Origin of the sequence: Novosphingobium resinovorum (assembly GCF_001742225.1) — a bacterium.
GTDB classification, from domain to species: Bacteria; Pseudomonadota; Alphaproteobacteria; order Sphingomonadales; family Sphingomonadaceae; genus Novosphingobium; species Novosphingobium resinovorum_A.
On the sequence record NZ_CP017075.1, the window covers coordinates 2233224 to 2254383 of the forward strand.

General features: G+C 65.8%; 26 protein-coding genes and 1 riboswitch. Of the genes, 12 read left to right on the forward strand and 14 right to left on the reverse strand.

The window, feature by feature from the left end; all coding sequences use genetic code 11:
• Window positions 1-75: 75 nt before the first annotated feature.
• The gene (locus tag BES08_RS10390) at window positions 76-765 is read right to left on the reverse strand and encodes a Tim44/TimA family putative adaptor protein (RefSeq protein ID WP_008832773.1); all 690 of its coding nucleotides are present in this window, start codon (window positions 763-765) and stop codon (window positions 76-78) included.
• A gap of 349 nt (window positions 766-1114) precedes the next feature.
• Here BES08_RS10390 and secB point away from each other — a divergent pair, with 349 nt between their 5' ends.
• The 3 genes from secB to trpS all read left to right on the forward strand — a co-directional run bounded on the left by secB (window position 1115) and on the right by trpS (window position 4585).
• A complete protein-coding gene (gene secB / locus BES08_RS10395) occupies window positions 1115-1630 on the forward strand; it encodes a protein-export chaperone SecB (RefSeq protein WP_008832774.1) in 516 nt (171 codons plus the stop codon).
• Between the two features lie 168 nt (window positions 1631-1798).
• The gene (gene murJ, locus BES08_RS10400; protein ID WP_069708218.1) at window positions 1799-3370 is read left to right on the forward strand and encodes a murein biosynthesis integral membrane protein MurJ; all 1572 of its coding nucleotides are present in this window, start codon (window positions 1799-1801) and stop codon (window positions 3368-3370) included.
• A gap of 195 nt (window positions 3371-3565) precedes the next feature.
• Window positions 3566-4585: a tryptophan--tRNA ligase gene (trpS, locus tag BES08_RS10405; protein ID WP_008833119.1), complete on the forward strand. Its 1020-nt coding sequence runs from the start codon at window positions 3566-3568 to the stop codon at window positions 4583-4585.
• A 152-nt stretch (window positions 4586-4737) separates the two neighbouring features.
• Here trpS and BES08_RS10410 read toward each other — a convergent pair whose 3' ends face one another.
• Window positions 4738-5394 carry an MOSC domain-containing protein gene (locus BES08_RS10410; protein ID WP_008833120.1) on the reverse strand — a complete coding sequence of 219 codons (657 nt, stop codon included), beginning with the start codon at window positions 5392-5394 and terminating at the stop codon, window positions 4738-4740.
• A gap of 216 nt (window positions 5395-5610) precedes the next feature.
• Between BES08_RS10410 and BES08_RS10415 the strand changes: the two genes are divergently transcribed.
• The 3 genes from BES08_RS10415 (at window position 5611) to BES08_RS32795 (ending at window position 6780) form a co-directional block, all read left to right on the forward strand.
• Complete coding sequence (locus BES08_RS10415; protein WP_036526466.1) at window positions 5611-6297, forward strand: DUF4136 domain-containing protein; 687 nt, start codon at window positions 5611-5613, stop codon at window positions 6295-6297.
• A gap of 130 nt (window positions 6298-6427) precedes the next feature.
• On the forward strand, window positions 6428-6610 hold the full coding sequence (locus BES08_RS10420; RefSeq protein ID WP_008833122.1) for a hypothetical protein: 183 nt from the start codon (window positions 6428-6430) through the stop codon (window positions 6608-6610).
• 5 nt (window positions 6611-6615) lie between these two features.
• Window positions 6616-6780: a hypothetical protein gene (locus tag BES08_RS32795; RefSeq protein WP_155986275.1), complete on the forward strand. Its 165-nt coding sequence runs from the start codon at window positions 6616-6618 to the stop codon at window positions 6778-6780.
• 1 nt (window position 6781) lies between these two features.
• On the opposite strand, the gene dut is transcribed toward BES08_RS32795, so the two are convergent.
• The 5 genes from dut to BES08_RS10445 all read right to left on the reverse strand — a co-directional run bounded on the left by dut (window position 6782) and on the right by BES08_RS10445 (window position 12254).
• A complete protein-coding gene (gene dut, locus BES08_RS10425) occupies window positions 6782-7252 on the reverse strand; it encodes a dUTP diphosphatase (RefSeq protein ID WP_008833123.1) in 471 nt (156 codons plus the stop codon).
• A complete protein-coding gene (locus BES08_RS10430) occupies window positions 7236-8594 on the reverse strand; it encodes a bifunctional phosphopantothenoylcysteine decarboxylase/phosphopantothenate synthase (RefSeq protein WP_008833124.1) in 1359 nt (452 codons plus the stop codon). Before BES08_RS10430 ends, dut begins: the two co-directional genes overlap by 17 nt.
• A 37-nt stretch (window positions 8595-8631) precedes the next feature.
• Window positions 8632-9795, reverse strand: coding sequence for a hypothetical protein (locus BES08_RS10435; RefSeq protein ID WP_008833125.1), 1164 nt, complete (start codon window positions 9793-9795; stop codon window positions 8632-8634).
• Window positions 9762-11339, reverse strand: coding sequence for a 2-polyprenylphenol 6-hydroxylase (ubiB, locus tag BES08_RS10440; protein WP_008833126.1), 1578 nt, complete (start codon window positions 11337-11339; stop codon window positions 9762-9764). The genes BES08_RS10435 and ubiB overlap by 34 nt, the downstream gene beginning before the upstream one ends.
• Window positions 11340-11483: 144 nt before the next feature.
• Entirely contained in the window at window positions 11484-12254 is a 771-nt protein-coding gene (locus tag BES08_RS10445; RefSeq protein WP_008833127.1) for a class I SAM-dependent methyltransferase, read from the reverse strand.
• 131 nt (window positions 12255-12385) lie between these two features.
• Here BES08_RS10445 and BES08_RS10450 point away from each other — a divergent pair, with 131 nt between their 5' ends.
• The gene (locus BES08_RS10450; protein WP_008833128.1) at window positions 12386-12724 is read left to right on the forward strand and encodes a hypothetical protein; all 339 of its coding nucleotides are present in this window, start codon (window positions 12386-12388) and stop codon (window positions 12722-12724) included.
• Between the two features lie 61 nt (window positions 12725-12785).
• On the forward strand, window positions 12786-13160 hold the full coding sequence (locus tag BES08_RS10455; RefSeq protein WP_008833129.1) for a DUF4870 family protein: 375 nt from the start codon (window positions 12786-12788) through the stop codon (window positions 13158-13160).
• On the opposite strand, the gene BES08_RS10460 is transcribed toward BES08_RS10455, so the two are convergent.
• The 5 genes from BES08_RS10460 to BES08_RS10480 form a co-directional block, all read right to left on the reverse strand.
• Complete coding sequence (locus BES08_RS10460; RefSeq protein ID WP_036526469.1) at window positions 13157-13429, reverse strand: DUF1294 domain-containing protein; 273 nt, start codon at window positions 13427-13429, stop codon at window positions 13157-13159. The two genes, BES08_RS10455 and BES08_RS10460, sit on opposite strands and share 4 nt — an antisense overlap.
• Window positions 13430-13440: 11 nt before the next feature.
• Window positions 13441-13866 (reverse strand): MAPEG family protein, encoded by a 426-nt coding sequence (locus BES08_RS10465; RefSeq protein ID WP_008833131.1) that lies wholly within the window; start codon window positions 13864-13866, stop codon window positions 13441-13443.
• Between the two features lie 51 nt (window positions 13867-13917).
• Window positions 13918-14442 (reverse strand): hypothetical protein, encoded by a 525-nt coding sequence (locus tag BES08_RS10470; protein WP_156799824.1) that lies wholly within the window; start codon window positions 14440-14442, stop codon window positions 13918-13920.
• 166 nt (window positions 14443-14608) lie between these two features.
• Window positions 14609-15658: a ribonucleotide-diphosphate reductase subunit beta gene (locus tag BES08_RS10475; protein WP_008833133.1), complete on the reverse strand. Its 1050-nt coding sequence runs from the start codon at window positions 15656-15658 to the stop codon at window positions 14609-14611.
• Between the two features lie 212 nt (window positions 15659-15870).
• On the reverse strand, window positions 15871-16542 hold the full coding sequence (locus tag BES08_RS10480) for a sigma-70 family RNA polymerase sigma factor (RefSeq protein WP_008833134.1): 672 nt from the start codon (window positions 16540-16542) through the stop codon (window positions 15871-15873).
• Window positions 16543-16590: 48 nt separating this feature from the next.
• On the opposite strand from BES08_RS10480, the gene BES08_RS31765 reads away from it, so the two are divergent.
• Window positions 16591-16785 (forward strand): nuclear transport factor 2 family protein, encoded by a 195-nt coding sequence (locus BES08_RS31765; RefSeq protein WP_037521824.1) that lies wholly within the window; start codon window positions 16591-16593, stop codon window positions 16783-16785.
• Between the two features lie 66 nt (window positions 16786-16851).
• Window positions 16852-17094, forward strand: a riboswitch (cobalamin riboswitch).
• Between the two features lie 187 nt (window positions 17095-17281).
• A complete protein-coding gene (locus tag BES08_RS10485; protein WP_069708220.1) occupies window positions 17282-18334 on the forward strand; it encodes a HoxN/HupN/NixA family nickel/cobalt transporter in 1053 nt (350 codons plus the stop codon).
• 185 nt (window positions 18335-18519) lie between these two features.
• On the opposite strand, the gene BES08_RS10490 is transcribed toward BES08_RS10485, so the two are convergent.
• The gene (locus BES08_RS10490; protein ID WP_069708221.1) at window positions 18520-19344 is read right to left on the reverse strand and encodes a flagellin N-terminal helical domain-containing protein; all 825 of its coding nucleotides are present in this window, start codon (window positions 19342-19344) and stop codon (window positions 18520-18522) included.
• Between the two features lie 364 nt (window positions 19345-19708).
• Between BES08_RS10490 and BES08_RS33945 the strand changes: the two genes are divergently transcribed.
• Together BES08_RS33945 and BES08_RS33950 are read left to right on the forward strand one after the other, a co-directional pair.
• Window positions 19709-20164, forward strand: a complete 456-nt coding sequence (locus BES08_RS33945) for a hypothetical protein (protein WP_008831313.1) — start codon at window positions 19709-19711, stop codon at window positions 20162-20164.
• Window positions 20165-20181: 17 nt separating this feature from the next.
• Window positions 20182-20349, forward strand: a complete 168-nt coding sequence (locus tag BES08_RS33950; protein ID WP_008831314.1) for a LuxR C-terminal-related transcriptional regulator — start codon at window positions 20182-20184, stop codon at window positions 20347-20349.
• Window positions 20350-20547: 198 nt separating this feature from the next.
• Here the strand turns inward: BES08_RS33950 and BES08_RS10500 are convergent, their stop codons facing one another.
• On the reverse strand, window positions 20548-21054 hold the full coding sequence (locus BES08_RS10500; RefSeq protein WP_231957946.1) for a hypothetical protein: 507 nt from the start codon (window positions 21052-21054) through the stop codon (window positions 20548-20550).
• Between the last annotated feature and the right edge of the window lie 106 nt (window positions 21055-21160).

Here is a 21160-nt window from a genome sequence, read left to right on the forward strand (position 1 = left end):
CCCGCGCCGGGGGTGGCACGGGGCGGATCAGGCTTTGTCGGCTAGCAGTCCAAAGAAGGGGGGATCAACCCCGGATCAACCTTCGTCGGTCTCTTCGAGGACCCAGTCGGGATCAGGCGAGTTCACGGCGCGACCGAACGTCCAGACGTCGATTGTCTCGATCGCGTCGTCGAGCGAACCGGCGACCACCTGACCCTCGGCGTTGCGAGTGACGGCGGCGATATCGGCACGGAAGCGCAGGGTGATGCGGGCATAGCCGTTTTCCACGCCGGCAGCGGTGAAGCCGGTTTCCTCGATGCGGATCAAGCGGTTGTCGAGCGTCTCGCCGGCCTCGATACGGGCGTCGATGGCGGCGGCGAAACCGGCATAGACGTCATCATCGCAAAGCTGGCGCAGTTCGGCCTTGTCGCCCTTCCAGAAGGCTTCGAGGATCATGCGATAAGCACTGCGCGCGCCGTCGAGGAAGGCGGCGGCGTCGAAACGGCGATCAGCCTGCGAAATCTCCGCAAGGCCACGCTCGACCGAAGGCGGCGCGAGCGGGATCGCACGCTGGCGGGGCTGTTCGGCGCGGGCGCGGTCATCGCTGCGCTGATCGGGACGCGGCGGCGCGGAAACGCGCGGAGCGCCCGGCTTCTGGCCCTGGCGACCTTCGAAGCGTCCCTGGATGGGCTCCTCTTCATGCTCGGCGCGGCGGCCGAGCACGGAGTACAGCCGCAAGCCAAGGAAGGCTGCGATCATGGCCAGGATCACTATTTCCGGTGTCACGTCCCTAATTCCATCCTTCTGTGGCGCCCCGTCTGTGGCACCGTGGCCGCAACCGATCAAAGACCGGCCTGAAGCCCCATCGCACTCCGGCGCAGTTCCGAAGACTCGAACGTGCCTTCGGCTTAGCACTCGAACATAGCCCCAGATAGGTACGCATTACAAATGAACAACGCGTGAGTGGCTCGTTCGGGGCATTTTCCCGGCGGATCGAGCCCCTCGAAGCGATGTGCGCGCAACTTCGGGACACAACCTCTACAATTTTCCCGACGCTCGGGTGTTCCCCGCGCCCGCAAAATGTTTTACCCGCCCCCGCTGAACGTTTCAGATTCCATTGCGGGACACAGATCAGATGGCCGACGAAGGCAACATCATTTCCGACCTCGACCTCGGCAACGGCGAAGACACCGCCCCCGCCGCAGGCATCATTTCGCAGTACATCAAGGATCTCTCGGTCGAGAATCCGAACGCCCCCGAAGCGTTCTCGTGGCAGGAACAGCCGCAGATCGACGTGCAGTTCAACATCGGCGCGCGCGCGATCGAGGGCGAAGTCCACGAAGTCGAGCTGAAGATCACCTGCTCGTCGCGCACCAGCCTGGGCGTCGCCTTCGCGGTCGAGCTGAGCTACTGCGCGCTCATCGGCATGCGCAACCTCGAAGAGGCCCAGTCGCACGCGTTCCTCTTCGCCGAGGCGCCGCGCATCCTGTTCCCTTACGCCCGCCGCATCGTGTCGGACGCCGTGCGCGACGCCGGTTTCGCGCCGCTCATGCTCGAGCCGATCGACTTCAACGGCCTCTACGTGCAGCAACTGCAGGCGCAGCAGCAGCAGGCCGAGACCGGCATGGGCGAGCCGGTCGGCAACGCCTGAGATAGTTGCTGAGGGTCGGGGCGTCGCGCCGGTGCTTCGACAAGCTCAGCATGAGCGGGCGGGGGTGATGAAACCAGACGGTGTCACTTCCCGCCCGTTTTCCACTCCGCTCATCCTGAGCTTGTCGAAGGATGCGAGACACGGCGCCTGCCTTTTGGAAAGCGCGGCATGAACCTCGCAAAAGCCCTCGCCAGCGTCGGCGGACTGACGCTCGCCAGCCGGGTGCTCGGGCTTGCCCGCGACAGCCTGTTCGCCCGCTTCGTCGGCGCGGGCTTCGCTTCCGACGCCTTCCTGATCGCGTTTCGCCTGCCCAACATGTTCCGGGCTCTCTTCGCGGAAGGGGCCTTCGCCTCGGCCTTCATCCCGATGTTCAACCAGAAGGTCACGGACAAGGACGGCCCCGGCCTCCCGGCCGGCATCACTTTCGCCGAAGAGGCGTTGTCGGTGCTGCTGCCCGTCCTGATCGTCATGACCGTGCTGCTCGAAGTGCTGGCCTGGCCGGTGACGCTGCTGCTTTCGGGCGGGTTCAACGACGTCACGCACGACCAGTTCGCCTTCGCGGTCATGCTCAGCCGCCTGACGATTCCCTATCTCGCGCTGATAAGCCTCGTCTCGCTGCTGGGCGGCATCCTCAATTCGCTGAACAAGTTCTGGGTCAACGCCGCCGCGCCGATCCTGCTGAACCTGACGCTGATCGTGGCGCTCCTCGGCTTCCATTCGGACGACCCGCTGATCACCGCGCGCAACCAGGCGATCGGTGTTTCCGTTTCCGGCGCGCTCCAGCTGCTCTGGCTGGTGCTCGCCTGCCGCGCCAACGGGGTGTCGATGCGGCTGCGCATGCCGGTGTGGAACGTCGACGTGAAGCAGCTGCTCAACCTGATCCTGCCTGCGGCCGCCGGAGCCGGAGCGGTGCAGATCAACCTCGTCATCTCCACCGCGCTCGCCGCCTATCTGCTGGCGCACGGCTCGGTGACCTACATCTACATGGCGGACCGGCTGAACCAGCTGCCGCTCGGCCTCATCGGCATCGGGCTCGGCACCGTCCTGCTGCCGACGATCTCGCGCCAGCTCGGCGCGGGGCAGGAAGCCGAGGCGATGGAGACGCAGAACCGCGGCCTCGAACTGGCGCTGCTGCTCACCCTGCCCGCCGCCGTCGCGCTGATCGTCTGCGGAGAGCCGATCGCCGCCGCCCTGTTCGGCTACGGCAAGTTCGACGCGGGCGACGTCGCCCGTACGGCCGAGGCGCTCGCGGCCTTCTCGATCGGCCTGCCGAGCTACATCCTCGTGAAAGTTCTGACGCCCGGCTACTATGCGCGGCAGGATACGAGGACGCCGGTACGCTACGCGACGATCTCGATGGTCGCGAACCTCGTCGGCAATCTGGTGCTGATCGTGCCGCTGCAGCACATGGGGCCGCCGCTGGCGACGGCGCTGGCTTCCACCCTCAACGTGGCGATGCTGTACCGCACGCTGGTGAAGCGCGGACATTTCACCGTCGATGCGCGGCTGAAACGGCGCGGACCGAGGCTGGCGCTCGCCGCCGTGGCGATGGGCGCGGCGCTGTGGTTCGGGCAGGACCTGATGATGCCTTATGTGCACGGCACCTGGCTGGTACGCGGGCTGGCGCTGGTCGTGCTCGTTTCGGCGGGCTGCGCGGTCTACGGCATCGCTGCCGTGGCGACCGGCGCCTTCACCCGCGCCGACCTCGCCCTCCTGCGCCGCCGCAAGCGCGCCGCCTGAAGGGTTCCATCGATGCGCGAACGTGCTATGAGCCCCGGCCATGCAGGATCGTGCGATCTTTTTCCCGCCCACGCTGCGCCCCTTTGCGCCGCGTTCATGGCGATGGCGTTCGGTCACCCGCTGACCGTACCTGCATTCGTGCCCTGTACGGGCGCAACCCTCACATCCATCGACAACTGACTTAAGGACGCGACCATGCGTATCGTCTCCGGTATCCAGCCCACCGGCAACCTGCACCTCGGCAATTACCTCGGTGCGATCCGCAACTGGGTGAAGATGCAGGACGAGGTCACCGCCGAGGGTGGCCAGTGCCTCTACTTCCTGGCCGACCTCCACGCGATCTCGATGCCGCACACCCCCGCCGACCTCGCCGCGAACACGCGCGAGATGGTCGCGGCGCTGGTGGCCTGCGGGCTCGATCCCGACCGCTCGATCCTATTCAATCAGGCTCAGGTGCCCCAGCACTCCGAGATGCAGTGGCTGCTCAACGGCACCGCGCGCATGGGCTGGCTGAACCGCATGACGCAGTGGAAGGACAAGGCGGGCAAGAACCGCGAGGGTGCCAGCGTCGCACTGTTCACCTACCCGGTGCTGCAGGCCGCCGACGTGCTGCTCTACCAGGCGACTCACGTGCCGGTGGGCGAGGACCAGAAGCAGCACCTCGAACTCGCCCGCGACATCGCACAGAAATTCAACAACGACTTCTGTGCGGAAGACGCGCCGCTGTTCACCCTGCCCGCACCGTTCATCCCGCCCGAGGCCGCGCGCATCATGTCCCTGCGTGACGGCACCGCCAAGATGAGCAAGTCCGACCCCTCGGACATGAGCCGCATCAACATGACCGACACCGCCGATGCCATCATGCAAAAGGTGAAGAAGGCCAAGACCGATCCGGAGCCGCTGCCCTCGGAAAAGGGCGGCCTCGAAGGCCGCGCCGAGGCGAAGAACCTCGTTGCGATCTACGCGGTCATGGCGGGCACCACGGTCGAGGCGGTGCTGGCCGAGTTCGGCGGCGAAGGCTTCGGCAAGTTCAAGCCCGCGCTCGGCGAACTGCTGGTCGAGAAGCTGGCGCCGATCAACGCCCGCTTCCTCGAACTGCGCGAGGACCGCGAGCGCCTCGACGCGATCCTGTGCAAGGGTGCTTCCAAGGCCCGCGAACTGGCGATCCCGACGCTGGAAAAGACCTACAACGCCCTCGGACTCGTGCGGGGTTAAAATTCGTCTGGAAAATGCCCGGTGGGCATTTTCGTAGCGGCACCGGGCCCACTCCCCCACCCGACCACCCATAGGGTACTATCGTTGGGTGGTCAGGTGGGGGAGTGGGGCGGTGCCGCCAAATCCGCCTGCGGCGGATTTGCAGACAGGCGCTAAAGCCCCAGCAGCTTCGCGCGTCGCCGGACCCACGGTTCGGCGAGCGCGGAGACTGCGCCCAACGCTTCCAGGCCTTCCGGGTCGCCCTTGTGCTCTCCGGCTATGAGCAGGCCGAAGACGCGGCGTACGCTCCAGTCGGGGAAAGGCCGGTCGATCAGTTCAAGCGCATCGCCCGCACCGACCTCGCCGTCCTCGATCACCCGGTAGTACCAGCCCGCCCGGCGCGATTTCACGCACCCGGCGTTGACCTTCGCCCCGTCGAAACGATGATCGAGCTTCCAGCACGGCTGGCGCCCCTGGCTCACCTCGACGAGCGCGCTGCCCATGCGCCAGCGATCGCCGATGAAGATGTCTTCCTCGGTCAGCCCATCGGTCGCGATATTCTCCCCGAAGGCGCCGTAATCGGCCAGCAGCGGATGGTCGCCGATCGCTTCGCGCCACCAGTCATAGTGGTCGTGGGGGTAGTGGTGGATGGCCTTGTCCGGCCCGCCATGGACCGAAAGATCGGCCTGGCTGTCCCCTTCGAGGCCCAGTCGGTAGACCTTCACCCGACCTTGCACCGCCGTCTTGGCGATGGCGCTCGGCTCGTCGGCCGCGCGGAACGGAGCGACCTTGCCGCAAAGTACGGAAAGAATGGGGAACGGACTCGTCATGACCGGGCTTTATTCCTACATGAACGAAACGCGATCAAGTCGTGAAGCCGGCCCGAGGGCGGTGGATGCGGGATGAACCGGCGGAACGGTCCGTCGCTCGTCCAAGTCCATTCAACCTCTATTCAGGGCGTTGATTTCACGACAGTATCGTAAAAGAATCGAAGGCCGCGCCGGAGTGGGGCGTCTGGATCTCTTCGGGTTCGTGGAGCAAAGATGATGACACACCATTCCGGATCGCAGCTCGGCAGGCTGAAAATGGCCGCTGCCGCCGTGCTGCTCATGGCGCTCGCCGCGTGCGCGACGCCGTTCAAGGCCGACGTTTCGCGTTTCGCGACCCAGCTCCCCGCCCCGCAGGGCCAGAGCTTCGCGATAGTCGCGGACAATCCCAAGCTCGCTGGCGGGCTTGAATTCAGCCAGTATGCCTCGATGGTCGGCGATCGCATGGCCAAGCTGGGCTACACCCCGGTGGAAGACCCGGCCAAGGCCACGCTGATCGTGCGCTTCGACTACGGCGTCGACAATGGCCGTGAGCGCGTGCGCAGCACTGGTGTGGGCGCAGGCGCGTTCGGCCCGTGGGGCGGCTGGGGTCCCTATGGCGGCGGCTTCTACGGCCGCGGGTTCTACGGTCGCGGCTTCGGCTGGGGCGGCCCGTGGCGCTATGGCTGGTACGACCCGTTCTTCGACAACGGCATTCAGTCCTACACCATCTACACCAGCGGCATCGACCTGAAGATCGACCGCGCCGCAGACGGCCAGCGCCTCTTCGAAGGCAAGGCGGAAGCCGTCTCGACCTCCAATCGCCTGCAGTATGTCGTGCCCAATCTGGTGGAAGCGATGTTCACGAATTTCCCCGGGAACTCCGGAGAGACCGTGCGCATTACAGTCGCGCCCGAGAAGAAATAAGCACGAAATCAGACAGGCTCCCCCCTGCGAAGAGTGGGAGACACCGAGGGACGGGTCCGCTGAAATATTGCGGGCCCGTCCTTTTGCTATGGGGCCTCAGGCGCTATCTGGCGCCCCATAGGATTTGTTGATGCATAATTTCATGGCCATCCTCTCGCAGCTGTTCTGGGGCGTCACCATCGGCGCCTTGAGCGCTGCGTTCGAGACGCTGGCCAAGGGCGCGATGATGCTGGGCGGCCTCGGCGGTGCGGGCTGGTATGGCCTGAAGTGGCGTAAGGCCCGGCGTGAGCGGGACGGCAAGGGCAAGGACTGACGCTTTTGTCCTGGCTCGTTGAATGGATCTTCGAAGGTCTTATCGAAGCAACCGCCGAAGCGATCCACCACCGTTATGGCTGGGGTGGATGCGCCTCGCTGATCCTGTCGCTCGTCGCGGTGATCGGGGCCTTGCTGTGGTGGAGCGGAGTGTTCAGCTCCGCCACCTGAATCAGCTCCCCAGCGCGACCACGCCGCCGGTGGAGCCGAAACCGCCCTCACCCCGCGCCGTCTCGTCAAGTTCCTCGACGGCCACCCACGAGGCGCGCGTCACGGGCGCCAGAACCAGTTGCGCGACGCGGTCGCCGCGGCGAATGTCGAAGCCTTCGGCGCCGTGGTTGATGAGGATGACCTTGACCTCGCCCCGGTAGTCCGAATCCACCGTCCCCGGCGAATTGGGCACCGAAATGCCGTGCTTGAGCGCAAGGCCCGAACGCGGGCGTACCTGAATTTCGTAACCCACCGGGATCGCCACCGAGAGGCCGGTGGCCACCGCATGACGCCCACCGGACGGGATCGTCACGTCCTCGGCCGAGACCACGTCCATGCCCGCCGCGCCTTCGGTGGCGTAGACGGGCAGGTCCAGCCCCTGCCCGTGCGGCAGGACCTTGACCATGACGGGGACTTCATTCGGCGAGTGCATCGGCAATCCTTTCGACGAGGGCGCGCGCGACGTCCCCCTTGGGCATTTCGGGAAGGGAAACCACCTCGTCGGCCATGACGATGTGGACGGTATTGGCATCGCCACCCATGACGTCGCCGGAGACGTCGTTGGCGACGATCCAGTCGGCCCCCTTGCGCACGCGCTTGGCCTGGGCATAGCGGATGACGTCCTGCGTCTCCGCCGCGAAGCCGACGACCAGCGGCGGGCGGCGCAGGCCATGGGCAAGGCCGGCGAGAATATCGGGGTTTTCGGTCAGTTCGAGCGGCGCGATGGCGCCGCCGTCCTTCTTGAGCTTCTGATCGGCCGAGCGCACCACCCGCCAGTCGGCAACGGCGGCAACCATCACCGCAACGTCAGCCGGAAGCGCGGCGTCGACGGCCTCGGCCATCTCCAGCGCGCTCTCGACATCGACGCGATCGACGCCCGGCGGGGTCGGCAGATGGACTGGCCCTGCCACCAGCGTCACCCGCGCGCCCGCCTCGGCGGCGGCGGCAGCGATGGCGAAGCCCTGCTTTCCCGAGGAACGGTTGGCGATATAGCGCACCGGATCGATCGGCTCGTGCGTAGGTCCGGCGGTGACGAGGACGTGCTTGCCGAAAAGCCGCAGCGGCTCGTCGGAGAGCGGGATCAGTTCGAGCGCGCCGGGATCAGTGGCGGGCGCCGCCCGGGCACTGCCCTTGACCGCCAGCGGCGAAGTGCTGGCGGGTATGGCACGCGGCCCGCGCGGGATCATCGTGGCGGAAAGGCCGCCCGGCTCGTCACCGACGATACCTTCGGGGCCATGGCCGAGGCAGCGGGCGATGTGCTCCCAGATTTCCGCCGGTTCGGGCAGGCGGCCTGGGCCGTATTCGCCGCAGGCCATCGCGCCCTCGTCGGGCTCCATCACCTCGACGCCGGAATCGCGCAAGGTCTGAACGTTGCGCTGTGTCGCGGCGTGGAGCCACATGCGCACGTTCATCGCGGGAACCGCGAGCACCGGCTTGTCGGTCGCCAGCAGCAGTGTGGTGGCCAGATCCCCCGCCAGGCCCGCCGCCATCTGCGCGAGCAGGTCCGCCGTCGCCGGGCAGACGACCACGAGGTCGGCCTGGCGGCTGAGCTGGATATGGCCCATCTCGGCCTCGTTCTTGAGGTCCCAGAGCGTCGTGTGGACGGGGTTTTCCGATAGCGCCGCAAGCGTCATCGGAGTGACAAACTTCGCGCCTCCCTCGGTCAGCACGCAAGTCACCGAGCCGCCTTCGCGGCGGATGATGCGCACGAGTTCGCAGGCCTTGTAGGCAGCGATGCCGCCGCCCACGATCAGCAGAATGCGCGGTCCGTTCATGACTGGGGCTTCTGCAACAGCGTGAGCATGGGCGCAATCAGTTTGGCACAGGCCCTTTGGCCGCAGCGACCAGTTGCATCACCGCGCGCGGAGCAAAGACCAGCCCGGCGAACATGACCGGGGCGATCATCGCCCCCCAGTAGAAGTTGTCCCACCGCCCGACGAGCATGAACGCAAGCCCGTATCCGGCGCAAAGCAGGAACCCGACCAGCCCCGAGCGACTGCGCCAGCCGAGCCAGCCGAAAGTCATCAGCACCACCGCAGGACCCGCGAGAAAGTGCGGAAGCCAGCGCAAATTGCTCGACTGCACCACATTGACCAGCCAGCCCGCCATGCCGCGCATGACCAGCCATGCCGGGCCGTGCGGGTCGCTCGGCAGCACGTCCCTCGCGATGATCGAGAGGTGCCAGGCGAGCCCCGCGAAGAATACCGCGATCAGCAGGGCCCACGCCGCGCTTTCGCGCCAGTTGCGGTTCCACAGCGCGAAAGCGGCCATGAGTAGCACGTAAGGCAGCGTCAGTTCACGAATCGCCAGCGCCAGCGCGGCGCAGAGGAAGGCCGCGATCCAGCGCCCGCCCTGTCCCTCCCGGCCGATCCGGTGCAGGCCGAAGGACAGCGCGATCAGTCCCCCCGCCCACAATTCATGCAACGGAAAATAGTGCCGGTTGAGCTGCAGAGAGGCACCCACGAATACCATAGCGGCACCCAGACGCTGCACACGGCCGCCATCGTCCGTGTCTTCGCCCAGACGGCGCCACCACACCGCGATGATCGCCAACATCAGCGCCATCGCCGCAGCCATCTGCCCGCGCTCGCCGAGCATCGCGTCGATATAGGCCAGCGTCGGCAGGCGCACCGCGATGCCGGGGTTGACCGGATAATTGCGCGCCCTCTGCTCGGGCACGATGAAGTCGTAGTAGTTCTCGCCTTTCTGGATGCGGGCGATGGCGACCTCGTACAGCGCGAGGTCCTCGTCATAGGGCTTGTCCGGGGTGATGACGGCCTGGCCCCCCGCGTCCACCGGCCCTTCGACCGCACCCTCCCACGGCGAGCGATTGCCCGGCTTGTTGGTCGGCGCGATCATCGAGGCGACCAGCACCAGCGCCAGCAGCGCCAGCGCCAGCCGGGCAAGTCCGGGCGAGAGCCGCGCGAAGCGGCCCCTGTCCGTCAGTTCAGAAGAGTCCAGTACGTCAGTGCCCACGCCGCCGCGCCCCCTAGGATTGCGGCCAGAGCATAGCCACCCCAGTGGTTACTTTCGCGTTTACGGCGCTCCCAGATCAGCTCCACCTCCGGCAGCGGGGCCTGTTCCGGCGCGCCGCCCTTGGGCGGGAAGCGGTCCTCGATCCGGCGAACCAGCGCGGGCAGGCGCATCAGCGTCTCGATATCCTCGCGCACCCGGTCGACGATCACCGCCTCGGGGCCGAGTTCATCGCGGATCCAGTCCTTTACGAAAGGCGCCGCGACGTCCCACATGTTGATCTCGGGATCGAGCGCGGTGGCCAGACCCTCGACCATCACCATGGTCTTCTGCAGCAGCAGCAGGTGGGGCTGCACCGCCATGTCGAAATCGCGGGTGATCGCGAAGAGCCCGTCGAGCATCTGCCCGACCGACAGCTCCGACACCGGCTTGCCGCGCATCGGTTCGCCCACGGCACGCAGCGCGGTCGCGAATTCCTCGACCGTGTGATAGCTGGGGACGTACTGCGCCTCGAAGTGGATTTCGGCGACGCGGCGGTAATTGCCGGTGGTCAGGCCGTAGAGGATTTCCGCCAGCCACAGCCGCGCCTGACGGTTGATCCGGCCCATGATGCCGAAGTCGATCGCGACGATCGTGGTATGGCCGTTCTCGCCATTGGGCGCCCCCTGCACGAACAGGTTGCCCTGGTGCATGTCGGCATGGAAAAACCCGCAGGAGATCGCCTGCGTAAGAAAAGTCAGTACCAGCCTGCGCGCGAGCTTGGGCATGTCGTGCCCCGCCTCGCGCAGCGCCGCGAGGTTGCTCATCTTGATGCCGTCGATCCATTCGACCGTCAGCACCGAACCGTTGGTGCGGTCCCAGTCGATGTCGGGGACGCGGTAATCCTCGATCCCCTTCATCGCATCGGCGAGTTCGGAGGCCGAAGCGGCTTCGCGGCGAAGATCGAACTCGCGCTGGGTCCAGCGCTTGAGGTTCGCGATCACGGCACGCGGACGCAACCGCGCCGCCTCGTTGCCAAGCGCCTCGAGATGAGCGGCGGCCCATTCATAAGTCTCGACGTCGTGCGCGAACTGCTCGCGGATGCCGGGACGCAGCACCTTGACGGCGACGTCGCGCCCGTCCGGCGTAACCGCGCGGTGGACCTGCGCGATCGAGGCGGCGCCTACCGGAGTTTCCTCGATCGAGGCGAAGATGCGCTCGAGCGGGCGGCCGAAGGTGCTCTCGATCTGCGCGCGGATCGCCGCGAAGGGCACGGGCGGCAAGCTGTCCTGCAAGGTCAGCAGGTTGTGCGCAGGACCTTCGCCGACGAGGTCGGGCCGGGTGGCGAGCGCCTGCCCCAGCTTGATCGCGGCGGGGCCGATCTCCTGGAAGGCGCCGGCATAGTCGGGCTCGGCCGGCTGGCGCGTGCCGAAGCGCGCGATCCGGCACAGGCGCTTGACCGGCGCCGGGGCATTGCGGTCGTTCTCGATCCCGCGCAGCGCCCCATGGCGCGCGAGGACGCGGCCCCACTTGAGGAGACGCGCGATGTGGACGGGGGTGGTGGTCACTTCTCCCCTCCCGCTTGCGGGAGGGGGCGGGCGCGTCCGAACGCAAGGTCGGCGCCAGCGCCCACCCCGCTGCGACTAGGCAGCAAGCTGCCAAGTCTCACTGCCCCTCCCGCAAGCGGGAGGGGGGAAGCTGCGAAAATCATCTCAGACCTTCCAGCCCGAATGGATCGCGACGAGGCCGCCGAGGATCGGCTCGACCTTGGTATGCTTGAACCCGGCCTTGCGCACCATGCCTTCGAACTCGGGCATCGGCGGGAAACGGCGGATCGATTCGATCAGGTAGCGGTACGATTCCGCGTCCCCGGCGATCATCGAGCCGATCTTCGGGACCAGCTTGTGCGAATAGGCGTCGTAGACTTCCTTGAAGCCCGGCCACTCCGTGGTCGAGAATTCGAGACAGAAGAAGCGGCCGCCGAACTTGAGCACGCGGTGCGCCTCGGCCAGCGCCTTGTCGATGTGGGTGACGTTGCGGATGCCGAAGGCGATCGTGTAGGCGTCGAAGAAGTGGGCGGGGAAGCTCAGTTCCTCGGCATTCTGGCGCGACCACACCAGCGTGTCGATGCCGCGCTCCATGGCGCGCTCGATGCCGACGTCGAGCATGTCCTGGTTGATGTCCGAGACGGTGACCACCGCGCCCTCGGCTTCCATGCGAAAGGCGATGTCGCCCGTACCGCCCGCCATGTCGAGGATCTGCTCATCGGGCCGCGGACGCACGCGGCGCACGAACTTGTCCTTCCACAAGCGGTGCATGCCCACCGACATGGCATCGTTCATCACGTCGTATTTGCGCGCGACGGAGGAGAAGACGGCGCCGACGCGGCTTTCCTTGTCCTCGGCCGCGACGTCTTCATAGCCGAAGGAAACGGTTTCGCTGCCGGTTTCGGGGCCGGCCTGGCCACTGATTTCGCTGCTCATGGCGCAGTCCTCTAAACGGCCGGGCGCGCCTGCGCCACCGCTTTTACCGCAAGGATGTGACGGGATTCGTCATGCACAGGCGCCGCCGCCTGCGGCATTCTTGTCCGCGTCCCCATTCCCGGAGAAACGCGATGGCCGAAATGTCCCTCCAGCCCACCTTCAGCCTCGCGCCCGAGAAGCTGTGGCAGGCGATCAATCCCTGGACCTGGACGTTCGAGGGCTCGCAGGTCGGGCTGGTCAACGTCAACATCGGCGAAACCAGGTACCCCGAGACCGAGCGCGCGATCCTCGATGAAGTCGGCAGTTACGGCCGCCAACTGGGCCGGATCGGCGATGCCCTGGAAGTGCTGATCGCCCATTTCGACACGGCCCGGCTCTCCGAGGCGGAGCGCGACGCATTGACGATCCTTGAAGGCGACCTCGCCAAGATCCGCCGCGTCAAGGCGCGCGAACGGAAGAAGTCGCAGTGAACTTGCCAGCCCGGCCCAATGGAGGCACCCTCCCTTCAGGGGAAAACAGGAGGAAGAACCAATGACCGACTTCGACCCAAGACCCGCGAGTTCGGCGCCCAAGTCGGGTTTCGACTTCAACCAGCCGACGATCATAAACCTGCTCTATCTCGCATCCTACGTGACCGGAGTGACGGGCATCGTCGGCGTCGTGCTCGCCTATGCCTGGCGCGGGGACGCGAAGGCCGCATGGGAGGTGTCGCACTACGAATATGCGATCCGCACGTTCTGGCTGTTCTTCCTCGGCATGGTGGTAGGCACGATCCTGACGCTCGTGCTGATCGGCATCCCGATCCTGATCGCGGTGTCGGTTCTGGTGATCGTGCGCTGCGTGATGAGTATCCTCAACGCGCAGAAGCAGGTGCCGATGCCCAATCCGGGCAGCTGGCTGGTTTAGAACGCCCCGTACGCAAGGTACGCCAGACCCGCCGCCTGCACCGCGGCGATGGTGTGGAGCTGAGCGACGAAGGGTTGCTTGCGCGTCTTGTGCCGGAAGGCCCGGCGCCCAGCATAAGCGCCGGGCGTCCCGCCCGCGAGCGCGAGAAGCAGCAGCCGCGATTCCGGGATACGCCGTTCTCCCCGCCGCGCGCGGGCCTTGTCGATGCCGAAAGCAGCGAAGGCGACGAGGTTGAGCCCCGCCGCCAGCACCCACAGAACGTCCGTCAAATTCAGGCCGGTCACAGGCGGGCGAAGATCGACACCGCAAGGTTGATCCACAAGGCGAGCGTGAACAGCATGCCCAGAACGAAGGCCCCGCCCCGGTGCGCCGGGTTATTGTAGGTCATGTGGATCAAGCTCTGCACCACCCGCGCGGCGACGTAGCCCCAGGCGAAGATCAGCGTCCAGCGTCCCACGACCGCCACCACGAAAGCGGTGAGGCAGGCGGCGTAGAACAGCGTCGGCAGTTCGAACAGGTTGTCATAGTGCCGCACCGCCGCGCGGGCGCTTTCGGGCTCGGGCGGGCCGATGTGCGCACGGTAGTAGTCGGGATCCATCGACTTGATGATACCGGTGCGGGCGACCGCCATGCGCACGAAAGCCACGAACGTCAGCGCGACCACCACCAGCATCGGCAGGAAAATTAGGGTCGGGTTATGGGACATGCGGCGGCCTCCTTCATGATGGTTCCGCGTAAGGGAGCGGGAATCGCCCGGTCAGTTACTGGGCGTTGCAGCCCTATCCGGCGCTACGTCCGCAGGCGCAGCGGCCTCCGGTTCGTCCTGTTCGTCCGGGAGCGGACCACCCTCGGGGCCCAGCTTCTCCCAGTCCTCGTCGGCATCGGTCGGCGGCGGAGGCGGAGCGGAGGCGACGATCGGTTCGGGCTTGAGCCGGGATTTCGGGGTGCGGCTGGCGTAATGATCGGCGCCGTCCTTACTGAAGGCATAGACTTGCGTGAACGGCACACGGTACTCGGCCGTCCCGTCCGAGACGACCACTTCGTTACCGGCGAGGCGTTCAACGGTGCCGATGGCGAAGCCGTCGTCATCGACGAGCGGAAGTCCGTGGACGAGTTCTTCGCGGGACACATTGCGCACGGTGACCGCGTTCTCGTCAAGCAGGGCGCGCTTGCCCGCCTTGCTGTCGGCGGAGACGGGAGCCGACGTCTGGGCGAGCGCCGGCGGGGCGGTGATTGCAGGAGCGAGCGCAAGCGCGCTCAGCAGCAGCATAGTACGGGGCAAGACCGTTTCTCCGGACAGAATTCTCAGGAGAAATGCGCATGAAGCAAGCCGGTTGCCAAGAGCTACCCGCTGCGGGAGGCCGGAAACATCCGGCGAAATACGAGGAATGAGCCCCAATCCGGCGGGAATGGAGGAAAAATTGCCCCCATTCCCGATCCGATACGACTTACTCCGCCGCCACTTCGCCGAACAGGCCGGGCTCAGAACCATCGTCCACCAGCGGCTCGTCGTTCGCGCGCACCTTCTTGCGCGAGTCGAAGTTGGCCCACACGGTGTTCCAGTCGCCGCGGGTGGCGCCCTTCGAATATTCCGTCGAACGGGTCTCGAAGAAGTTGGCGTGCTCGACGCCGTTGAGCAGCGGCTGCAACCAGGGCAGCGGGTGATCCTCGATCAGGTAGATCGGCTTCATGCCCAGCTGGCCAAGGCGCCAATCGGCGATGTAGCGGATGTACTTCTTGATATCCTTGGGCGTCATGCCCGGCACCGGGCCCAGCTCGAACGCCAGGTCGATGAAGTTGTCCTCGAGACGGATCGTGGTCTGGCACTGATCGGCGATATCGTCCTTCACCGCCTTGGTGAGGCAGCCACGCTCTTCGCAGAAGGCGTGGAATAGCTTGATGATGCCTTCGCAGTGCAGCGATTCGTCACGCACCGACCACGAGACGATCTGGCCCATGCCCTTCATCTTGTTGAAGCGCGGGAAGTTCATCAGCATCGCGAAGCTGGCGAACAGCTGCACGCCCTCGGTGAAGCCGCCGAACATCGCCAGTGTGCGGGCGATGTCCTCGTCGTTGTCGACGCCGAATTTCTGCAGGTAGTCGTGCTTGTCCTTGAGTTCCGAGTACTCAAGGAACGCGCCGTACTCGCTCTCGGGCATGCCGATGGTGTCGAGCAGGTGCGAATAGGCCGCGATGTGCACCGTCTCCATGTTGGAGAAGGCGGTGAGCATCATCTTGATCTCGGTCGGCTTGAAGACGCGCGCGTACTTCTCATGGTAGCAGTCCTGCACTTCCACGTCGGCCTGCGTGAAGAAGCGGAAGATCTGGGTGAGCAGGTTGCGCTCATGATCCGAGATGTTCTGCACCCAGTCGCGGCAGTCCTCGCCCAGAGGCACTTCCTCGGGCAGCCAGTGGACCTGCTGCTGGATCTTCCAGTAGTCGTAAGCCCAGGGATATTCGAAGGGCTTGTAGGTCTTGCGGGCTTCGAGAAGGGACATGGGCGGCTCCGGTGGATCGTCTGAAATTGCGTTCGCCCACAACGCTTTCACGCTTGGGCGGAAAGGCCAGAGATAGGCAAGATCGCGCGCAAATCGAGTGCGTGAATCATCTTCCCACAGGAATATGTGGGGGCAAGGAAAAAGTGCAGCCCCAAGGGGTTGTGGGTGTGATTAATTTCGCCGCCCTCGCATGAATCCCCGGATTGTGCCGGTCAGAGGACTTCGGCGACGCCTTTCAGGCTCTCTCGCGGCTTGTCGATCGCCTGCGCTTTCAGCTGATGCACGCGCGGGATCGAAACTTGCAAGACCTCGGCGATCTCGGCGAGGTTCAGTTCCTCCACGAAGTAGAGCTGCACGATCAGCTTGAGCCGGTCCGGCAGGTCGGTGATCGCCGCGATGACCGCGCCGCGCATCTCGGCGTCGACCAGCATCGCGAAGCTGTCAGGCGTTTCCGTCGCGAAAGTCATCCACTGGTCGGAATAGACCTCATCGATCGGCTCGAAACGCATCGGGCGGGCAGCATCCTGCAGCGAGACCAACTCACCCTCGCCCATGCCCATCGCCTGCGCCAGTTCGTCAGGCCGGGGATCGCGGCCGAGCCAGCCCCGAAGCTGCGTCTCCTTGTGCGCCAGCATGCGGCGGCGCTCGGACGTGCCGCGCGTGCCCTGCACGTTGCGGCGCACAAGATCGACCATCGCCCCCCGCACCCGCATCTTGGCATAGGCGGCGAAGCCGTCCTCGGTCGGCAGATCGTGTTTCTGCGCGCATTCGGTGAGCGCGACGAGGCCGACCTCCACCAGATCCTCCAGTTCGATCCCCGGACGCCCGGTGCCGTGAACGTGCCAAGCCGGCCACTTGACCATCGGCAGGAAGCGGCGGACCACGAAGCCCTCTCGCGCACTTGGGACGACCTGTTCGCCACGATGGACGCGATGGTCTTTTTCGCCATGCCAGGCGCGATCCAGGTTTCGGGCGACACCGCCGAGGGCCGCTGCCACGTACGCGAGATCGCCCGGATCGAGGGCAAGGTGATGAAATTCGCCGCCCGCTACTTCGACGACCTCGTCCGCCACGACGGCCGCTGGCGCTTCGCCCGGCGCACATACGCGATGAACATCGCCGAATAGCCCCCTCTTGCGGCGGAGCAGGCGCGCGATTAGGAAGGCCGCGCCGAAGCGTTCACCTTGAGCATTTCGGCGAAAGATCGCGCCGGTGCCCCGCAAGGGGCTTAAAAGGGAACGCGGTGAGGATGTTCTCATCCGAATCCGGGGCTGTCCCTGCAACTGTAAGTGGCGAGCGCGATGCATAGGCCGGTGCCCCGAAGGTGGTCGCCGGCAGCCACTGGGCCGGACGCTGCGACATGCGAGGCCACGGGAAGGCCATGCATCAAGCGATGACCCGCGAGCCAGGAGACCTGCCTGCGTCCGGTCGCTCTTGCCTTGGTCCAGGGGATGGCCGCGGCACGGTAACTTCCGTCTGAGCGACGCAACGTGCGGCGGGGGCCGCATCGGCGCGAGGGACGCCGGGCGCTGCCGCGTCCGTCCGGGGCCTCCCGTGCCGACCGCGCCGAGTGCGCGGCACGCCCCCGTCAGGTCGCTGACGCGAAGACGGATCAGAACGCCGATGTCGCCCGCGAAAACCTCTCTCAAGAGCCGGATAACCGTGCTCTTTTTTCTGCTCGTCGCCGCCAACCTGGTCGTCTGGGGCTGGGCGTTCAGCCTGTTCCACGCCAGCCCGGTGATGCTGGGCACCGCCCTCCTCGCCTGGAGCCTCGGCCTGCGCCACGCGGTGGACGCCGACCACATCGCCGCCATCGACAACGTCACTCGCAAGTTGATGCAGGAAGGCCAGCGCCCGATCACCGTGGGCCTTTGGTTTGCGCTCGGCCATTCCGCCATCGTCCTGATCGCCGCGACCACCATCGCGCTGGCAGCAGGCACTCTCGATGATTTCGAGGCATTCGGCCGTTCGGGCGGGGTGATCGCGACGATCATTTCCGCCTGCTTCCTGTTCCTGATCGCGATCATGAATCTCGCGATCCTGCGCGGGGTCTGGCAACGCTTCGTCGAGGTGCGGCGCGGCGGGACCTATGCCGAGGAAGACCTCGACATGCTGCTCGCCGGACGCGGGCTGATCGCGCGAATCCTGCGCCCCGTGTTCCGGCTGGTGCGCCATGCCTGGCACATGGCGCCGCTCGGCTTCCTGTTCGGCCTCGGTTTCGACACCGCCACCGAAGTCGCCATCCTCGGCCTCTCGGGCGCGCATGCGGCGGACGGCGTTTCGCTGGGGTCGGTGCTGGTGTTCCCGGTGCTGTTCGCGGCGGGCATGGCCCTGCTCGACACCGCCGACGGCGTCATCATGCTGGGGGCCTACGAATGGGCCTTCGTCAAGCCGATCCGCAAGCTCTACTACAACATCGTCATCACCGCGATCTCGGCCATGGTGGCGCTGGTGATCGGCTCGATCCAGACCGCCGCGCTGCTGTCGGACAAATTCGGGCTGGAGGGCGGCGTGTGGTCCGGGGCGGCCTCGCTTTCGGAGCAGTTCAACACGCTGGGCTTCCTGATCGTCGGCCTGTTCGTGGTGTGCTGGTTGCTGAGCTGGGCCGTGTACCGCTGGGGCGGTCTGGACACGGTGGAAGTGGGGGCGGCGGCCAGCCCACCCCGCTGCGACTAGGGCGTAAACGAGCAAGTCTCGCCCCCCTCCCGCTTGCGGGAGGGCAATCCCTTTCTGCTCCCCTCCCGCTTGCGGGAGGGGCTGGGGGTGGGTCTTTTACCACGCAAGAAAGCCCGGCGGTCATGGGGAACCACCGGGCTTTCCGAACCTTCCGGGATAGGAAGGTTCTATATTTCAGTCCGTTATCAGCGCAGCAGCGAGAGGACGTTCTGCTGGCTCTGGTTGGCCTGTGCGAGCATCGCGGTGGATGCCTGGCTGAGGATCTGCGCCTTGGCCATCGCGGTGGTTTCGGCCGAGTAGTCGGCGTCCTCGATACGGCTGCGGGCGTCGGACAAGTTGGTGGTGGTGTTGGTCAGGTTGTTGATCGCCGATTCGAGGCGGTTCTGGCCGGCACCCAGCGAGGCGCGGGTGGCGTTGACGTCCGACAGCGCGGCATCGACGTTGGTAAGCGTGGTCGCCGCCTTCGTGGCGTCGGTCACGTCGAGGGCGGTCGCCGAAACCTTGGTGCCGTCGATCGCCTTGGAGGTCAGCCCGACCTGCTGGCCGCCCTGCGAACCGGTCTGGATGTTGAAGGTGAGGTCGGCGCCGGCGGTGGTCGAGATCAGCGTGTTGCCGTTGAACTTGGCCTGCGTGAAGCTGTCGTTGATCTGCGTGGTCAGCGCCGAGACTTCCTGCTGCATCGCCGCGCGGTCCGAGGTCTGGTAAGTGCCCGAGGCCGACTGGATCGCCAGTTCGCGCACGCGCTGCAGCATGTTGCCGACTTCCGACAGCGTGCCTTCGGCGGTCTGGGCCAGCGAGATGCCGTCGTTGGCGTTGCGGATGCCTTGGCTCATGCCGCGGATCTGCGAGGTCATCGAGGTCGAGATGGCGAGGCCCGCCGCGTCGTCCTTGGCCGAGTTGATGCGCTTGCCGGTCGACAGGCGCTCCATTGCGGTACCAAGGGCCTTGTTGGCCGAATTCGATGCGTTCGAGGCGCGGATCGCGCTGATGTTGGTGTTGATGACTAACATTGTGCGTGTTCCCGTGAAGTGTCCCGTTGGTCCCGGCGGGTGGGTTTCCAGCGCCGCCAGCCCCTAAACCGGCAGGGGGCGAGGAAGTTTAAGTACGGGGTTCAACAAGCGCTTGCGATTCGACTCGTCGTCCCGGACTTGATCCGGGACCGCTGGCCGTGAACCGCCCACATCGCCGCGCGCGGCCTGCGATTGCCCCAAGAAACCCCAGCGGTCCCGGATAAAGTCCGGGACGACGGCCCATTTAGATCGTCCTTCTGACGGTAATTATTAAGCACATCTCCCCCCCTAAATTACCGCTCTCTTTGCCGTCCGCTCCTCATAAGCACCTTCAGAACACGGTTAATTCTAGAAGGAGCGCGATATGACCGGATTGCCGGGCATCCACGACAAGCTCCGCCTACACGGCCCGGTGATGCAGCGCGCGAGCGCCATTGCCGCCTCTCTTTTCGACACCGCTGCAATCGATTTTCGCGATGCGGCCGATCACACACCCGGGAAACCGCGCCGCCGCCGCGTCAGCCTTTCGCGTGGGAACATGCCGGGGATAGTGCGCGAAGGCGCGAGCCACACCTCCGTCACTTACGCCGCCCCCGTCAACGAGACGTCGCTGGCGATGATCCTCGCCGCCATGGCCGGCCCAGAAGACCCGATCGCCGCCAATCCGGAGATCCACGACCAGGCGGGCGCGATCGACGATCTGATCGAAAGCATGGCCAGCCACGGCGAATGGTTTCCGAACATCGCTTTCTTCGAGGAGTCCGGCGCGCAGCGCATCGTCCAGGCCATCCTCGATGGCGCGATCGACTACATCGCCTGACCCGGCGGGAACGCGAAGTGCTGGGCAGCGTCGCCAGCGGCCTGTCCAACCGCCTGATAGGAGAAAGACTCTCGATCAGCCCGCGAACGGTTGAAACCCACCGCGCCAACATGCTCAACAAGCTGGGCGCCAATCACACGTCCGACGCGAGCCGCATCGCGATCGAGGCATCCCTCGTGAACTGACGCCAATCCGGCAATATCCCTAGGCGTGCGTGAACGAGCCGTTAGCCACGATCGCGGTACATCAAAGCTGTCGGCGCCACCCGTTGCCAAGGCGCCGACGCCTGATCCGCAGTCGCCTGATCTCCGGACGACGATGCGGGCCCGGTCGTATTCCCCTCCCGACCGGGCCTGTCGCGGGATCGTTTGGGGCCGGCGGTGTCAGTGCAGTCGGATGGAGGCCGAGGCCAGCGGAACATCTGCGGCATGAGCGCCGCGTTCACCCTTCGCCAGCACCGCCGCGACATGGCCCGCCAGCATAGCGAGCGCGAGCGTCGAACCTTCCGCGATAGCTTCCTCGGAGCCGCCCGGAGGCACCACGGTCGCAAGACAAGTATCGTGACCGCCCCGCGAAAGCATGAACGGCATGTCCGGACCGATGATCTCCAGCACGGCGCTCATCCCCGCGCCGCAGTCCAGCATGGCGTTGATGCGTACGCGGTCGAGCGGTACGGCTCCGTCGACGCCACTGCCGCTCAGCAGGTGTAGCGCTTCGCGAATACGGTCGATCTCCTCGCAGGCGGCACTGCCCGCGCAATCGTGGAGGAAGTCACGCAGACGGCGCGCATGAACGCGATCGCTGCCGACACGAAGTACTTGCCATTGCCTTATCGTTGTCTTTCGCGTCCGAAGGGTGCGCCACAGTCCCCAGACTTGGCCCAGCGTCAATACGCAGTTCCCTGTAGCCCGGATTCGCTGTCCCGCCTTGTTACATCTTATAGAGGCTAGGTGAAACACCCGTGTATTCACGGCTGCGCAGACCCCTTGCGGAAAT

Coding starts and splice junctions, on each gene's coding strand:
- secB (WP_008832774.1), top strand. CDS start 1,115: ATGGCCGACGAAGGCAACATCATTTCCGACCTCGACCTCGGCAACGGC.
- murJ (WP_069708218.1), top strand. CDS start 1,799: ATGAACCTCGCAAAAGCCCTCGCCAGCGTCGGCGGACTGACGCTCGCC.
- trpS (WP_008833119.1), top strand. CDS start 3,566: ATGCGTATCGTCTCCGGTATCCAGCCCACCGGCAACCTGCACCTCGGC.
- BES08_RS10410 (WP_008833120.1), bottom strand. CDS start 5,394: ATGACGAGTCCGTTCCCCATTCTTTCCGTACTTTGCGGCAAGGTCGCT.
- BES08_RS10415 (WP_036526466.1), top strand. CDS start 5,611: ATGACACACCATTCCGGATCGCAGCTCGGCAGGCTGAAAATGGCCGCT.
- BES08_RS10420 (WP_008833122.1), top strand. CDS start 6,428: ATGCATAATTTCATGGCCATCCTCTCGCAGCTGTTCTGGGGCGTCACC.
- dut (WP_008833123.1), bottom strand. CDS start 7,252: ATGCACTCGCCGAATGAAGTCCCCGTCATGGTCAAGGTCCTGCCGCAC.
- BES08_RS10430 (WP_008833124.1), bottom strand. CDS start 8,594: ATGAACGGACCGCGCATTCTGCTGATCGTGGGCGGCGGCATCGCTGCC.
- BES08_RS10445 (WP_008833127.1), bottom strand. CDS start 12,254: ATGAGCAGCGAAATCAGTGGCCAGGCCGGCCCCGAAACCGGCAGCGAA.
- BES08_RS10450 (WP_008833128.1), top strand. CDS start 12,386: ATGGCCGAAATGTCCCTCCAGCCCACCTTCAGCCTCGCGCCCGAGAAG.
- BES08_RS10455 (WP_008833129.1), top strand. CDS start 12,786: ATGACCGACTTCGACCCAAGACCCGCGAGTTCGGCGCCCAAGTCGGGT.
- BES08_RS10465 (WP_008833131.1), bottom strand. CDS start 13,866: ATGTCCCATAACCCGACCCTAATTTTCCTGCCGATGCTGGTGGTGGTC.
- BES08_RS10475 (WP_008833133.1), bottom strand. CDS start 15,658: ATGTCCCTTCTCGAAGCCCGCAAGACCTACAAGCCCTTCGAATATCCC.
- BES08_RS31765 (WP_037521824.1), top strand. CDS start 16,591: ATGGTCTTTTTCGCCATGCCAGGCGCGATCCAGGTTTCGGGCGACACC.
- BES08_RS10485 (WP_069708220.1), top strand. CDS start 17,282: ATGTCGCCCGCGAAAACCTCTCTCAAGAGCCGGATAACCGTGCTCTTT.
- BES08_RS10490 (WP_069708221.1), bottom strand. CDS start 19,344: ATGTTAGTCATCAACACCAACATCAGCGCGATCCGCGCCTCGAACGCA.
- BES08_RS33945 (WP_008831313.1), top strand. CDS start 19,709: ATGACCGGATTGCCGGGCATCCACGACAAGCTCCGCCTACACGGCCCG.